Origin of the sequence: Kluyvera genomosp. 2 (assembly GCF_036759865.1) — a bacterium.
In the GTDB taxonomy this organism is placed as follows: domain Bacteria; phylum Pseudomonadota; class Gammaproteobacteria; order Enterobacterales; family Enterobacteriaceae; genus Kluyvera; species Kluyvera ascorbata_B.
The window spans coordinates 37,664-52,756 of record NZ_JAPKIA010000006.1; the positions used below are offsets into that span (position 1 = coordinate 37,664).

At 56.7% G+C, this 15,093-nt stretch carries 13 protein-coding genes; 3 read left to right on the plus strand and 10 right to left on the minus strand.

Going from position 1 to position 15,093, the window contains the following annotated elements; all coding sequences use genetic code 11:
• Positions 1-34 precede the first annotated feature (34 nt).
• The 6 genes from glpX to gmk form a co-directional block, all read right to left on the minus strand.
• Positions 35-1,045 (minus strand): class II fructose-bisphosphatase, encoded by a 1,011-nt coding sequence (gene glpX / locus V6942_RS07780; RefSeq protein WP_333501061.1) that lies wholly within the window; start codon positions 1,043-1,045, stop codon positions 35-37.
• A gap of 68 nt (positions 1,046-1,113) precedes the next feature.
• Positions 1,114-3,195, minus strand: coding sequence for an ATP-dependent DNA helicase RecG (gene recG / locus V6942_RS07785; RefSeq protein ID WP_106924944.1), 2,082 nt, complete (start codon positions 3,193-3,195; stop codon positions 1,114-1,116).
• Positions 3,196-3,200: 5 nt separating this feature from the next.
• Positions 3,201-3,887 (minus strand): tRNA (guanosine(18)-2'-O)-methyltransferase TrmH, encoded by a 687-nt coding sequence (gene trmH, locus V6942_RS07790; protein ID WP_106924945.1) that lies wholly within the window; start codon positions 3,885-3,887, stop codon positions 3,201-3,203.
• A 4-nt stretch (positions 3,888-3,891) separates the two neighbouring features.
• Positions 3,892-6,006 carry a bifunctional GTP diphosphokinase/guanosine-3',5'-bis pyrophosphate 3'-pyrophosphohydrolase gene (gene spoT, locus V6942_RS07795; protein WP_106924946.1) on the minus strand — a complete coding sequence of 705 codons (2,115 nt, stop codon included), beginning with the start codon at positions 6,004-6,006 and terminating at the stop codon, positions 3,892-3,894.
• 18 nt (positions 6,007-6,024) lie between these two features.
• Positions 6,025-6,300: a DNA-directed RNA polymerase subunit omega gene (gene rpoZ, locus V6942_RS07800; RefSeq protein WP_000135058.1), complete on the minus strand. Its 276-nt coding sequence runs from the start codon at positions 6,298-6,300 to the stop codon at positions 6,025-6,027.
• Between the two features lie 54 nt (positions 6,301-6,354).
• Positions 6,355-6,978 (minus strand): guanylate kinase, encoded by a 624-nt coding sequence (gene gmk / locus V6942_RS07805; protein ID WP_106924947.1) that lies wholly within the window; start codon positions 6,976-6,978, stop codon positions 6,355-6,357.
• A gap of 258 nt (positions 6,979-7,236) precedes the next feature.
• On the opposite strand from gmk, the gene ligB reads away from it, so the two are divergent.
• Complete coding sequence (gene ligB / locus V6942_RS07810; protein WP_333501062.1) at positions 7,237-8,913, plus strand: NAD-dependent DNA ligase LigB; 1,677 nt, start codon at positions 7,237-7,239, stop codon at positions 8,911-8,913.
• Here the strand turns inward: ligB and V6942_RS07815 are convergent.
• From V6942_RS07815 to V6942_RS07825, 3 genes are all read right to left on the minus strand, one after another.
• Complete coding sequence (locus V6942_RS07815) at positions 8,910-9,527, minus strand: trimeric intracellular cation channel family protein (RefSeq protein WP_106924949.1); 618 nt, start codon at positions 9,525-9,527, stop codon at positions 8,910-8,912. The two genes, ligB and V6942_RS07815, sit on opposite strands and share 4 nt — an antisense overlap.
• A gap of 233 nt (positions 9,528-9,760) precedes the next feature.
• Entirely contained in the window at positions 9,761-11,494 is a 1,734-nt protein-coding gene (locus V6942_RS07820) for a phosphoethanolamine transferase CptA (protein ID WP_333501063.1), read from the minus strand.
• Positions 11,495-11,778: 284 nt separating this feature from the next.
• Positions 11,779-12,642, minus strand: coding sequence for a YicC/YloC family endoribonuclease (locus V6942_RS07825; protein WP_106924950.1), 864 nt, complete (start codon positions 12,640-12,642; stop codon positions 11,779-11,781).
• 230 nt (positions 12,643-12,872) lie between these two features.
• On the opposite strand from V6942_RS07825, the gene rph reads away from it, so the two are divergent.
• Both rph and pyrE read left to right on the plus strand, forming a co-directional pair.
• Entirely contained in the window at positions 12,873-13,589 is a 717-nt protein-coding gene (gene rph, locus V6942_RS07830; RefSeq protein WP_106925181.1) for a ribonuclease PH, read from the plus strand.
• 63 nt (positions 13,590-13,652) lie between these two features.
• On the plus strand, positions 13,653-14,294 hold the full coding sequence (pyrE, locus tag V6942_RS07835) for an orotate phosphoribosyltransferase (RefSeq protein ID WP_106924951.1): 642 nt from the start codon (positions 13,653-13,655) through the stop codon (positions 14,292-14,294).
• A gap of 178 nt (positions 14,295-14,472) precedes the next feature.
• Here the strand turns inward: pyrE and slmA are convergent, their stop codons facing one another.
• Complete coding sequence (slmA, locus tag V6942_RS07840) at positions 14,473-15,069, minus strand: nucleoid occlusion factor SlmA (protein WP_106924952.1); 597 nt, start codon at positions 15,067-15,069, stop codon at positions 14,473-14,475.
• Between the last annotated feature and the right edge of the window lie 24 nt (positions 15,070-15,093).

Sequence of the window (15,093 nt, forward strand, 5' to 3'; positions counted from 1 at the left end):
CGAAAAGGCTGGAAAGCTCAATTGATCAAACGGGTTAAAGAATGTGACGCTGGATTTCAGTGTCTTTGCGATCGAGGTAGTGAATCGACTGAATGCGGCGGATGGTGCGGGATTTACCGCGAATCAGCAGCGTCTCGGTGGTGGCGATATTGCCCTTGCGGGTAATGCCGTCCAGCAGGTCACCTTTGGTAATGCCGGTCGCGGAGAAAATCACGTTGTCGCTGCGCGCCATGTCGTCCAGCGTCAGTACGATACCGGCCTCAATGCCCATCGCTTTACAGCGCTCCAGTTCGTTTTCACCAATGCGGCGGTTCTCTTCGCTATCGCCTTTGACGTGATGGCGGGCTAGCAGGCGGCCGTGCATATCGCCGTCCAGTGCGCGAATGACCGCGGCGGAGACAACGCCTTCCGGCGCACCGCCGATACCGTACATCACGTCGACTTCGCTGTCCGGCATGCAGGTCAGAATCGAGGCCGCAACGTCACCGTCCGGAATGGCGAACACGCGCACGCCCAGTTTTTGTAGATCGGCAATCACGCCATCGTGGCGCGGTTTCGCCAGAATGGTGACCGTCAGTTCGCTCAGCGGCTTATCCAGCGCGCGGGCGATATTACGCAGGTTTTCTTCCAACGGTTTGTTGAGGTCGATAGTCCCTTTCGCGCCAGGGCCGACAATCAGCTTTTCCATGTACATGTCCGGCGCGTTGAGGAAGCAGCCTTTATCGCCTACCGCCAGCACCGCCAGCGCGTTGGCCTGACCCATCGCCGTCATGCGGGTGCCTTCGATGGGGTCAACGGCGATATCTACCGCATCGCCGCTCCCGGTACCGACGGACTCGCCGATGTAGAGCATTGGCGCTTCATCGATTTCGCCTTCGCCAATGACGATGGTGCCGTCAATGTTGACCTTGTTGAGCATAATACGCATGGCGTTGACCGCCGCGCCGTCGGCGGTGTTCTTGTCGCCGCGGCCCAGCCATTTATAGCCTGCCAGCGCCGCCGCTTCGGTGACGCGCGAAAATTCGATAGCCAGTTCTCGTCTCATTACAAACTCGTCCAGGGAAGTGAAATTGTGCGAAGTTTAGCACAGCCCTTAACGGGCTGTGGGTATCGCTACGCGTTGGAATAACGTTCGGTTTCCGGCATCCAGCGCTCAATAAGCGCGTTAGCCTGCTGCGGATAACGGTCGTGAATATGGCGTGCCAGGCGCTGAACTTCGGGGATCATCGCCTGATCGCGCAGCAGGTCAGCCACCTTAAATTCGGCATTGCCGGTCTGGCGGGTGCCGAGCAGCTCGCCGGGGCCGCGAATCTCGAGATCCTTCTGGGCGATCACGAAGCCGTCGTTGCTGTCGCGCAACACCTGCAGACGCATTTGCGCGGTTTTCGACAGCGGCGCTTTATACAGCAGTACGCAGTGGGATGCCACCGCACCACGGCCGACGCGGCCACGCAGCTGATGGAGCTGCGCCAGACCCAGGCGCTCCGGGTTTTCAATAATCATCAGGCTGGCGTTGGGGACATCCACGCCCACTTCAATGACGGTGGTGGCAATCAGCAGATGCAGTTCACCTTGCTTGAAGGCCTGCATGACGGCCTGCTTTTCGGCGGGCTTCATGCGCCCGTGGACGAGGCCAATATTCAGCTCCGGCAGCGCCAGCTTCAGCTCTTCACAGGTGGCTTCCGCCGCCTGGGCTTCCAGTAGATCCGACTCTTCAATCAGCGTACACACCCAGTAGGCCTGGCGGCCTTCGCTGGTGCAGGCGTTGCGTACGCGGTCGATAATGTCATGACGGCGGGTATCCGGGATGGCGACGGTGGTGACCGGCGTTCGGCCAGGCGGTAGCTCATCAATGACTGACGTGTCGAGATCGGCGTAGGCGGTCATTGCCAGCGTACGCGGGATTGGCGTAGCGGTCATGATCAGCTGATGTGGGTGGAAGCCCTGCTGCTGGCCTTTTTCCCACAGCGCCAGACGCTGATGCACGCCGAAGCGGTGCTGTTCATCGATGATGACCAGTGCCAGGCCGTTAAACTGCACCTGTTCCTGGAAAATGGCGTGGGTGCCGACAATCATCTGCACCTGGCCGCTGGAAATGGCCTCCTGCTGTGCCTGACGGGCTTTACCTTTCTGCTTGCCCGCTAACCAGCCGACTTCAATGCCGAGTGGCGCAAACCAGCTGCGGAAGTTATTAGCGTGCTGTTCGGCGAGCAGCTCGGTCGGCGCCATCAGCGCGACCTGCTTGCCGTGGGCAATCGCGCGCAGCGCCGCCAGCGCGGCAACCAGCGTTTTACCGGAGCCGACGTCACCCTGCACCAGGCGCATCATCGGTATATCCAGCGCCATATCGTGTTCAATTTCAGCCGTCACCCGCGCCTGCGCACCGGTAGGCTTAAACGGCAAATTAGCCAGAAACTTATCTTTCAGCTCGCGGCTTGCGCTGAGAGGCTGAGCGTGAAAACGCTGCGCGCCCGCGCGCAAGGCCAGCATGCTGAGATTGTGCGCCAGCAGCTCTTCCAGGATTAAACGCTGCTGCGCCGGGTGTTTACCGGTTTCTAAATCGGCGAGCTGGAGCGTCGGCGGCGGGCGGTGCAGCGTGCGCAGCGCTTCCGGCAGGCTCATCATCCCCTGTGCCAGTTCCGGCGGCAGCAGCTCGCTGATGGCGCAGGTATCGAGTAAATCCAGCGCTTGATCGGTCAGTTTACGCAGCGTGGCCTGTTTGATGCCTTCGGTGGTGGGATAGACCGGCGTTAAGGTCTCCTGTAAATCCGGCGTGCTGAGGTCACCCTGCACCCGATATTCCGGGTGGATCATCTCCGCGCCGTACTTACCGCGCTTCGCTTCGCCGTAGGCCAGCACGCGTCGCCCGGTGGCGAGGCTGTTTTTCATCGCCGCGTTGAAGTTGAAAAAGCGCATCGTCAGGATGCCGGTGCCGTCGCTAATCTGGCAGGTCATCATCCGGCGGCCGCCGAAGGTGATATTGCAGTTCAGGACTTCGCCTTCCACGGTCACGTAGATGCCGGGAAGCAGTTCACCGATAGGATAAAGCTGGGTGCGGTCTTCGTAGCGCAGCGGCAGGTGCAGGAGCAAATCCTGCACCGTGTGCAGGCCAATTTTTGCCAGCCGGCTGCTCTGCGCGGCGCCTACGCCGGTCAACGTGTTGAGCGGAACGGCATCCAGCAGACGGCTTTGCATAGCGGTTACTCCGTGGCCTGCATAGTGGACCACCACGCAGCATCGGCTTCGATTTCGCCCTGCTCGTTAACGTGGGGGTAGGGAAGGCCTTTGCGTTTGGCGACGTTCGCCAGTACCGGATAGCCGCCTTCAAACAGCAGACGCTGCTGCTCTTCGTCAGCCAGCATGCTGTTATCGCGGCTGTACATGCCCGCGTTTTGACGCTGGCGCTGAGCTTCGTAAAGAATGAGGGCGGAGGCGACGGAGACGTTGAGCGACTGCACCATGCCGATCATTGGAATAATGATGTCCTGGTCTGCGAGCGCTAACGCTTCCTGGGTGATACCGGTTTTTTCCTGCCCCATCAGAATACAGGTCGGGCGGGTGTAGTCGATTTCACGGAAATCGACCGATTTGTCTGACAGGTGTGTTGCCAGGATTTGCATGCCCTGGCCCTTTAAATGGCCGACCGCATCGCCAATAGTGGGATGGGTTATCACCTGTACCCAGCTGTTGCTGCCCGCTGCCGATGCCATAGGGCGCATTCGGGTGCTGGGCCAGACCGCGTGAACTTCATGAACGCCTACAGCATCAGCGGTACGGACGATCGCCGAAACATTATGAGGTTTGTGGACCTCTTCCATGCAGACGGTCAGATCGGGCTGACGCCTGGCGAGCATCTCACGGATACGCGCATAACGCTGTAGATTCATAAAGCTAGTTTCGGTTACGGGTGACTTTGATAACGTCCGGCATTACGCGGATTTTGCGCATGATATTCGCCAGATGCACACGGTCGCGCGCGGTCAGGCGGATAAAGGCGCTGTAAACGCGGCCGTCTTTCTCTTCCGTATTCAGGCTCTGAATGTTGGACGTCGCGGTATTGATGGCTGCCGTCAGGTTGGCCAGCGCCCCCTGGTGGTTGAACATATCGACCTTAATTTCGGTGATAAATTCCTGCGCCGTCTCTTTGTCCCACTCGACTGCCATGAACTTCTCAGGTTCTTTCTGATAGCCGCGAATGTTGCGGCACGATTCATGGTGGATAACCAGCCCTTTACCCGGGCTGACGTGGGCGATGATCGGGTCGCCGGGGATAGGACGACAGCATTTGGCAAAGGTGATCAGTACGCCGTCAGCGCCTTTTATTGGCAGATGGGTGTGCCCGGAGGCGCCCGGTGCCGATGGCGTGGCTTCCCCCTGCTGGAGATTTTTCGCCACGACCACGCTCATGGCGTTGCCGAGGCCGATTTCAGCCAGCAGATCGTCAAGGGTGGCAAGACGCATGCGGTCAAGTTCGCGCTGAACATGATCCGGCGGGATTTCCGCAAGCTTACGGCTGCCGCCCAGCGCGTGGTTCAGCAGACGGCGACCCAGGCTGACGGAATCGTCGCGCTTGAGGTTTTTCAGCATCTGGCGAATTTTGGCGCGCGCTTTCGAGCTGACGACAAAGTTGAGCCACGCGGCGTTCGGGCGAGCGCCCGGCGCGGTGATGATTTCTACCGTCTGGCCGCTGGAAAGCGGCTGCGACAGCGGGTAAGGCTGGCGGTCGACGCGCGCGCCGACGCAGGCATGGCCGATATCGGTATGCACGGCGTAGGCAAAGTCCACCGGCGTAGCGCCAGCGGGCAGTTCGACAATACGGCCTTCCGGGGTGAAAACGTAAATCTCATCCGGGAAGAGATCGGATTTAACGCTCTCAATAAATTCAAACGAGCTGCCGGCGCTCTGCTGCAGTTCCAGCAGGCTCTGCATCCAGCGCTGAGCGCGGATTTGCGCGGTAGTGCTGCTTTCGCCGCCATGCTCTTTGTAGGCCCAGTGCGCGGCCACACCCATCTCTGCCATTTGATCCATGTCTTCGGTACGGATCTGGACTTCAACCGGGACGCCATGCGGCCCAATCATGGAGGTGTGCAGCGATTGATAGCCGTTCGCCTTTGGAATCGCGATGTAGTCTTTTACGCGACCCGGACGCGGCTTATACAGGCTGTGCATCTGGCCCAGCACGCGGTAGCAGGTGTCCAGATCGTTGACAATTACGCGGAACGCGTAAATATCCATGATCGAGTGAAAACGCTGCTCTTTCAGCACCATTTTGCAGTAGATGGAGTACAGATGTTTCTCGCGACCGCTGACGCGACACGGGATGCCCGCTTCCTGCAAACGCCCTTCAATTTCAGAAAGGATCTTCTGAATCATCTCTTTACGGTTACCGCGCGCGGCTTTCACCACTTCTTTGATGACGCGATAACGGTTAGGGTACAGCGCTTCAAAGCCCAGCTCTTCGAGCTCGGTTTTGATGTGGTGGATACCTAAACGGTGGGCCAGCGGGCTATAGATTTCGAGCGTTTCACGGGCGATGCGGCGACGTTTGTCCGGGCGCAATGAGCCCAACGTGCGCATGTTGTGGGTACGGTCGGCAAGCTTGATGAGGATGACGCGGATATCCTGCACCATCGCCATGATCATTTTGCGAAAGTTTTCGGCCTGCGCCTCTTTCTTATCGCGGAACTTGAGCTTATCAAGTTTAGACACCCCTTCTACCAGTTCAGCAACGCTCTTACCAAAGAGCTGCTCCATGTCCTGGTAGGTGGCAGGGGTATCTTCTATCACGTCGTGCAGCAGGGCGGCCATCAGCGTTTCATAGTCGAGTTTCATCTCGGCCAGAATGCAGGCTACCGCTACCGGGTGCGTGATATAGGGTTCACCGCTTGAACGTGTTTGCCCCTCGTGAGCGTCACGTGCAACGAGATAGGCCTGCCGAAGACGCTTAATCTGGTCTTCCGGCAGGTAGTTTTGAATCAGCTGATTCAGGCTCTCAAACAGATACAAGGGCGACCCGCTATGTAATTAACGACGACCTTCAGCAATAGCGGTAACAGCTTGTAATTCAGCGGCTTCCTGCTCTTGCTGTTCCTGGCGCTCGCGCACGTCGAGGATCTGGTTGTTGATCAGACCTTCTTCGATTTCGCGCAGTGCGATTACGGTGGTTTTATCGTTTTCTTCCGGTACCAGCGGATCTTTGCCGCCTACCTGCATCTGACGAGCGCGACGCGCGGCGACCAGTACCAGGTCAAAACGGTTACCAATTTTCTCTACAGCGTCCTGAACAGTTACGCGTGCCATACTTTAAATGCTCCACAGGTGAAGAAATGACTGGGCATGATACTGAAAGTGGGTTCAGTCTGCCAATAATTTGCTGATTAAAGCGTCATGTCGCTGCTTTTGGCGGCTCATACGCAGACGTTCAGCGCGAAGGATGGTCTTAAAATCACCCAGCGCGGTATCGAAATCATCATTGACGATAAGGTAATCATATTCCGCGTAATGGCTCATTTCTGCAACTGCCTGAGCCATACGTTTTGCGATGACTTCTTCGCTATCCTGGCCACGGCCACGCAGGCGACGGTCCAGCTCAAGTTTAGACGGCGGCAGAATAAAGATGCTGCGCGCGCCCGGCATGCTTTTACGGATTTGCTGCGCGCCCTGCCAGTCGATGTCGAGAAAGACATCAACGCCGGTCGCCAGTACCTGCTCGATAGCCTGACGCGAGGTGCCGTAATAGTTGCCAAAAACTTCCGCGTGTTCCAGAAACGCACCTTCGCCAATCATCGAACGGAATTCGTCGTGATTAACAAAGAAATAGTGTTCACCGTGCACTTCACCCGGACGCGGCGCGCGCGTGGTATGTGAAACAGAAACCTGGGAGTCGTACAACGGTTGGGTTTTTAATAAAGCCTGAATCAGGCTGGATTTACCCGCGCCACTCGGGGCGGAAACAATATAGAGCGTGCCTTGAGCCATGGTGTGTCTTTTGTATGTGATTATCGAAAGAGAACTTACATACGGGCCTATTATACACGGTGGCGCTGCACGACGTAGCCTTTGTCACACTTTTTGCGCCAGTTTCTTTCATTTTGCGCGTTGCTTTCCTGAATTATCCCTGCGTTGCAGCAATAAACCCATTTTCTCTGAAGCCTGCTCGGAAAACGGCGCACGGACGCTCGCTCCCTGAAAACGGCTGCGCTACAAACGGCGCGTTCGTATCGACGGAGAACACATATGAAGCCATGGATTATGGGTCTGGTTATGCTGTTAATGGGACCGGCGCAGGCCGTTTGTCCCGCCTGGTCGCCCGCGCGAGCCGGGCAGGAAATCGCCCTGCTACAGGGGCAAATTGCGCGCTGGAACGAGGCATACTGGCGGCAAGGCGCCAGTGAGGTAAACGACGACGTTTACGATCAGCTTGCGGCGCGTCTGGCGCAGTGGCAGCGCTGTTTTGGCGCAGGGCCACCGGAAAGCGACACGCTGTCGCCGTTGAACGGAACGCTGAGACACCCCGTTGCCCATACGGGCGTGCGTAAGCTGGCCGATGAGCGTGCGGTAAAGCAGTGGATGCAGGGTAAAACGGGGCTGTGGGTGCAGCCTAAGGTCGACGGCGTGGCGGTGACGCTGGTTTATCGCGATGGGCTGCTATATCAGGCCATCAGCCGGGGAGACGGTCTGGCGGGTGAGGACTGGACGCCGCAGGCCAGGCGTATCCCATCGTTACCGAAGCGGGTTCAAGGGGCGCTGGCAAACAGCGTTTTACAGGGCGAGATATTTTTACGCGCCGAAGGGCATGTGCAGCAACAAATGGGCGGGATGAACGCGCGCGCGAAGGTCGCCGGTTTGCTGATGCGCCGTGGGCAGGATACGCCACTTTCCATGCTGTCGCTGTTTATCTGGGCGTGGCCAGACGGCCCCACGGCGATGTCCGAGCGCCTGAGGTTGCTGGCCGAGTCCGGATTCGAACTAGCTCAGCGTTATTCTCATCCCCTTGCCCGCGCTCAGGACGCGGTGGACTGGCGTGCACGCTGGGTAACTACTCCGCTGCCGTTCGCTACCGACGGTATTGTACTGCGCACGGACAAAGAGCCGGCCGGCGTTCAATGGCAGCCCACAAAGGGGAGTTGGGTCGCGGCGTGGAAATACTCGCCGGTTGGCCAGGTCGCGCAGGTTAACGGCATCCGCTTTGCCATTGGGCGCAGCGGGAAAGTCTCGGTAGTGGCAACGCTGGAACCGGTGCTGCTGGATGATAAATGGGTACGGAGGGTGAATGTGGGTTCGGTATCGCGCTGGCGAGGCCTCGATTTCACCGTCGGCGATCAGCTGCTGGTCAGTCTGGCCGGGCAGGGCATTCCACGGCTGGATCGCGTGGTCTGGCGCGGGCTGGATCGCACCAAACCCGAGCCGCCGACGGGGGAATATCATTCGCTAACCTGTTATTTCCTGACGGACAGCTGCCGAGCGCAGTTTCTCGCTCGCCTGGGCTGGCTGTCTTCTCCACAGGCGCTTAATTTCCCAGGGATGGGCGAGTCGGCATGGCGTCGGCTGATGATAGCGCAGCCGTTCAGCCACCTGTTTTCATGGCTTGAGCTGACGGTTGCGGAGCTCAAGGCGACGCCGGGAATGACGCCGGAACGTGCCGGTATGCTGTGGCACCGTTTTGATATGGCTCGTCGCCAGCCCTTTCGCCAGTGGGTGAGGGCGCTGGGTGTACCGTTGCCTGAGGCGGCGCTCAGGGCGTCTGGCGACGCCTCATGGCGGCAGCTCATCGCGCGGGATGAACTGAGCTGGCAAACGCTACCCGGCGTTGGCTGGGAGAAAGCGCGTAGCCTGGTGGCTTTTCTTCATCATCCCACCATCGTGTCGCTGGCGGCGAAACTGCGTGCGCTGGGCGTAGCGGGGTTTGATTAGTGTGGTTCGTGCCGGTAGTAAAATACCGGTAGGCCAAGACGTAATCTCAGCGCCAGCATACGGGCGGTAAAGCCGAACAGAAGCGTAGAAATCACCACCACGTCGTGGTTGCTGACATAATGCTGTAGCGCCACGTAGAGCACGGCGGCGGCGAAGGAAATGCCCGCATAGAGCTCTTTCTGGAACACCAGCGGGATACGCTTGCAGAACATATCGCGCAGTACGCCACCGAATACGCCGGTAACAACGGCGGCAATCACGGCGATAATCGGGCCTTCGCCCATATCCAGCGCGATTTGCGCCCCAATGATCGAAAAGACAATCAGCCCGACGGCGTCGAGCACCAGGAACAGGCGGCGCAGGTGCGGCATCACTGGCGCGACGATAGTGGTGAGCACCGCGGCGACGGCAACGATGATGATGTATTCAGGGTGTTGTACCCAGCCGAGCGGATAGTGCCCCAGCAGCATATCGCGTACCGACCCGCCGCCCAGAGCGGTGGCTGTGGCAATGATAATGACGCCAAACGTGTCCATGCGGCGACGTCCGGCAGCCAGTGCGCCGGTCATGGCTTCGGCGGTGATGCCAATCAAATAAAGGATATGCAGTAACATAGAGGCTCCCAAAATGAACGAGCGGAGAGTAGCGATTTGTGCGCTTGGTCACGATTGAGATTTTCTAAGGTGAGTTAATTTAGATTAGTAAAACTAATTCATGCTGGCTTGGTTGGCGTTGTGGTATGGGGTTTTGTGTTCTTGTATGATGATTTTCATCATTAGAAAATATAAGTTTTCATTGCGCCGGCGAGATGAAAAGGCCACTTCTGTTGAAGTGGCCTGAATGAAGATTACTGATTACCGGTTTGCTCGCCGTACGGCAGCTTGTCGTAATCCGTCAACGCTTTCTTGTTGTAAGGGTTGCCAATCCAGCGGGTGCTTTCTACAAATTGCGGGCTGGTCAGCGCGCGGGTTGGATCAAAACCGTCGTAGCTCAGACCGGCCAGATCGGACCAGGTGTGGATCAGCTCTGAACTGCTGTATTTGCGGTTGACGTCCTGTGAGAAATCACGCGGGTGCGCGGCATGCCACTTTTCTGATGTCCACAGCAGGAACGGAATGGTGTACATGTGGCGCGTAGGATCTTGCTCATTACGACCCTGCGTTTTATGCGGCGGCGTGTCGTAAACCTCTTCCCCGTGATCGGAGAAGTACAGCAGGAAGCCGTTTGGATCTGTCGCCTTGTAGTCCTTAATCAGGCTGGAAACGACAAAGTCATTATACAAGTTGGCGTTGTCGTAGTTGTTGTAGGTATCTTGCTGATCCTTACTCAACCCAGCCGGCATGCCGTCAGTTCGACCCGCGAACTTGTTCCAGCTTTCAGGGTAGCGGTACTCGTAGTTAATATGCGTGCCCAGCAGGTGAACGATAATAAACTTCTTCGGTGCCGGGTCGGCCAGTACCTGCTTGAACGGTGCCAGGACGTTGGTATCGTATTCGCGGGCGCTCTGGGTACGCTGCTGGTTCATGTAGAACTGCTGATCCGTCTGCCGTGAGAAGACCGTCAGCATGGTATTGCGCGAGGTCATCGTCTGCTGGTTGGTGATCCAGAAGGTCTTATAGCCCGCTTGTTTCATCAGGTTCATCAGCGACGGTTTAGTCAGGTACAGATCCGGGTTCTGCTCGTTAGCGAAGGTCAGTGCCTGTTGCAGAATCTCAATGGTATAAGGACGAGACGTCACGACGTCATTGAAGACCGTGAAGTTCGGATCTGATTTATGCAGCGCATCCAGCTCCGGCGTGGTTTCACGAGGATAGCCGTAAAGGCTCATATGGCCACGCTGTGTTGATTCGCCAATCACCAATACCAGCGTACGCGGCGCATCGCCAGTGCTGTCTTTTAAATTTGCCAGCGGCGGCAGAGCGTGGTTGTCGTTCAGCAACTGCGTCAGGCTATTCAACTGATGGCGATACTGATAGTAGCCGGTAATAAATTGCCACGGTGCAGCAGGTGCCAGACGCGTTGATACGCCGTCCAGAACGTCGGCAAGGGGCTTATCTTTCATCACGACCCCGTTAACAATGGGGTTCAGAATCAGACCATACACCAGTGCAAAGGAGACCAGCCAGCGCCAGGGCGTTGGGATGTACACCGGGCGCAGACGTGTCCAAAGCAAAATGGCAGCCGCCGTATACACCAGCGCAACCAGCACAATCTTGAGGCTGAAATACTGGCTGAAGAATTCTCCGGCTTCATTGGTGTTGGTTTCAAACATCACAAATAAAACGCTTTGCGAGAACTCCTGCCCATAAATGACGTAATAGCTGATTGCGGCAAGTGATGCGGCCCACAGTATGACGCCAATAACCGCACCAATAAGGCGGGTTTTATTCGGGAAGAGGAATACCGGCGCCAGCCATAACAGGCTAAAGAGAATGGAATCTCTCAGGCCGGTGGAACCGCTGTAGCCTGTGGCATAGATGACAACCTGTAAGGCGGTAGAAAAGAAGCAAAAATACAATACGGCCCAGCCAAGGGCTTTCCAACTGAAAGCTGGCGTACTCTGAGTAGTCGTGAATTGCATAAGTTTAACTTTATTTGCAGTAAAGGCGGCCAGTTTAGCGACCAATGCTTAAGATATAATTAGATCGATATCAGGGCGTAAAAACAGATAAGCCCATTATCTAAAGGGATAAAGGTGCGGCGAAATTATCTGAGCAATACCGTTCTGCAATATCGTATCTTTTCCATAATCGCCCTTCCTGGAAGGGTGGCTCATCATGCAATGACGGTGAAAAAAAAGAAACTACCTGATATAAAAATGCCCGCAACGTGGCGGGCATGGTGTTTCAGTTTAACCGTCTGCTTTTATTCGATATTCTGAATCTGTTCGCGCATTTGCTCGATCAACACCTTCAGCTCAATGGCGGAATTTGTGACATCGGCATTGATCGATTTTGATGCCAGGGTGTTCGACTCACGGTTAAATTCCTGCATCATGAAGTCCAGACGGCGACCCACAGCCTCTTTTTTCTTCAGGATGTTATAGGTTTCTTTTACATGAGCTTCCAGGCGGTCCAGCTCTTCGGCCACGTCGATACGCTGCGCCATCAGCACCAGCTCTTGTTCCAGACGGTTGTTTTCCAGCTGCACCTCTGCGTCTTCCAGCTTGGCGACAAGGCGGTCGCGCTGCCATTGCAGAATTTCCGGCATATGTGCGCGCACTTTCGCTACTTCATCGCTGACGCCTGCGAGGCGCTGCTCAATCAGCGCTTTCAGCGCCTGGCCTTCGGTTTCGCGAGCAACGATAAAGTCGTCCAGCGTCGCATCGAGCGCGGTCAGGATTTCGGCAGCAATGGCGTCCAGATCTTGTTCCTGAGCGGCCATGACGCCCGGCCAGCGCAGAATATCGACCGGATTAATTTCACCTTCGTCGCTTTGCATTTTGACCCAGTTCGCGGCATTAACCAGCTGTTTAGCCAGCGTTTCGTTAAGGATCATCTCGCCCTGCGCGCTCGCATCGGGCTCAAAGCGCAAAGTACACTCTACTTTCCCGCGCGTAAGACGGGTACGCAGGCGCTCGCGCACAACAGGCTCGAGGCTGCGAAACTGTTCCGGCAGACGAAAATAAGTTTCGAGATAACGCTGGTTAACCGAGCGCAGTTCCCAGGCGGCGCTGCCCCACGAGCCCTTGATTTCACGGCGGGCATAGGCGGTCATACTGCGGATCATAGACGTTCCTGTTTCTAAAGGAGAGATGGGGGGATTATAGCCTTCGAGGGCTTATCAGGATAGGAATAAGCACCTTTAATACCCGTGATGCGCCATCCTTTTCACCATTCCTGCACGCTTCGCACGGCTCGCGCCCGATGAATTCGTTGCTCCCCTGCTGCCCTGATACAGCGGGAATGATTTTGTGTATAATGCGCAGCCACATTCGTTTCAAGCCGGAGATTTCTATCATGCGTCCAGCAGGTCGTAGTGCCAACCAGGTGCGTCCCGTCACCCTGACCCGTAATTATACAAAACACGCTGAAGGCTCCGTGCTGGTCGAATTTGGTGATACCAAAGTGCTGTGCACCGCCTCGATTGACGAAGGCGTACCGCGTTTCCTGAAAGGCCAGGGCCAGGGCTGGATCACCGCGGAATACGGCATGCTGCCGCGCGCGACTCACACCCGTAACGCCCGCGAAGCGGCAAAAGGCAAGCAGGGCGGCCGCACCATGGAGATTCAGCGCCTGATTGCGCGCGCGCTGCGCGCCGCAGTTGACCTGAAAGCGCTGGGCGAATTCACCATTACGCTGGATTGTGACGTTATTCAGGCCGACGGCGGCACCCGCACCGCGTCCATTACCGGTGCCTGCGTGGCGCTGGCGGATGCGTTGGGTAAACTGGTTGCTGCGGGCAAGCTGAAAACCAATCCGATGAAAGGGATGGTCGCGGCGGTTTCCGTGGGCATTGTGGGTGGTGAAGCGCTGTGTGACCTGGAATACGTCGAAGATTCTGCGGCAGAAACCGACATGAACGTGGTGATGACCGAAGACGGCCGCATTATTGAAGTGCAGGGCACCGCCGAAGGCGAGCCGTTCAGCCACGAAGAGCTACTCACCCTATTGGCCCTCGCCAGAGGGGGAATCGAATCTATTATTGCGACGCAGAAGGCGGCGTTAGAAAACTGATTTTTAAGGGCGACGTAGTCGCCCTTTTTTTTGTCTGAAATAAGTGAGATGAGGAGCGAATCCATGAAACCGTATCAGCGCCAGTTTATTGAGTTTGCGCTTAACAAGCAGGTACTTAAGTTTGGCGAATTTACGCTGAAATCCGGGCGCAAGAGCCCCTATTTCTTCAACGCCGGGCTGTTTAATACCGGGCGCGATCTGGCACTGTTAGGCCGTTTTTATGCCGAAGCGCTGGTGGATTCCGGTATCGAGTTCGATCTGCTGTTTGGACCGGCGTATAAAGGCATTCCGATTGCCACCACGACCGCCGTCGCGCTGGCGGAACACCACGATCGTGATTATCCGTACTGCTTCAATCGTAAAGAGGCCAAAGACCACGGTGAAGGCGGCAATCTGGTGGGCAGCACGCTGACCGGCCGCGTGATGCTGGTGGATGACGTGATCACCGCCGGGACGGCAATCCGCGAATCGATGGAAATTATTCAGGCTAACGGTGCGCAGCTCGCTGGCGTGCTGATCTCGTTAGATCGTCAGGAACGCGGCCGCGGCGACATTTCAGCCATTCAGGAAGTGGAGCGCGACTATGGCTGTGAGGTCATCTCGATAATCACCCTGAAAGATCTGATTGCCTATCTGGAAGAGAAGCCAGAAATGGCGGCGCATCTGGCGTCCGTGCGCGCCTATCGCGAAGCATACGGCGTGTAAAAAAATAGCCCGGCGCAGGCCGGGCTATTTTTTTGAGACTGATGACAAAGCCCGAAATGCCCGATGGCGCTACGCTTATCGGGCCTACGCGGACTGCCTAACTGATTGAAATCGACATCCTTTGTAGGCCGAATAAGTCGCTTGCGACGCCATCCGGCACTGCGCGGGCCATTTTGCGCTATTGCAGCTGAGCGACAATCAGCGGCCAGCGGGCGTCAAAATCATCCGTGGGCCGGTATTTAAATTCGCTGCGCACAAAGCGCGACAGCATCCCTTCACAGAAGGCCAGCAGCTGGCTTGCCAGCAGCGTTTCATCGGTTTCATAGCCTTCCCCTTCGCGCATTCTCCGCTCGCGCAGTACCTGGCGCAGCTGCGCCTCAATGCGCTCAAAGAGCTGATTAATGCGGCCCTGTAAGCGATCCTGCTCGAACATGAGCGCGTGGCCGGTCAGGATGCGGGTGAGTCCAGGGTTGCGTTCACCGAAGCCCAGAATCAACAGCACAATCAGCCGCAAGCGCGCAGTGGTGTCTTTTTCATCTTTCAGAATCAGGTTGATACGGGTAATCAGGCTATCTTCGATAAACTCGATAAGGCTATCGAACATGCGGGTCTTGCTTGGGAAATGCCGGTATAGCGCCGCTTCGGAAACGCCTACGGAAGCGGCCAGTTTTGCCGTCGTGATGCGCTGGCTACCATCGCTGGACTCCAGCATCAACGCCAGGGATTGAAGTATTTCCTCGCGACGATTCCTTTTCGCAGTTTGCTTTTCTGCCATGTTCTAAAATACCCCTGAAAATAA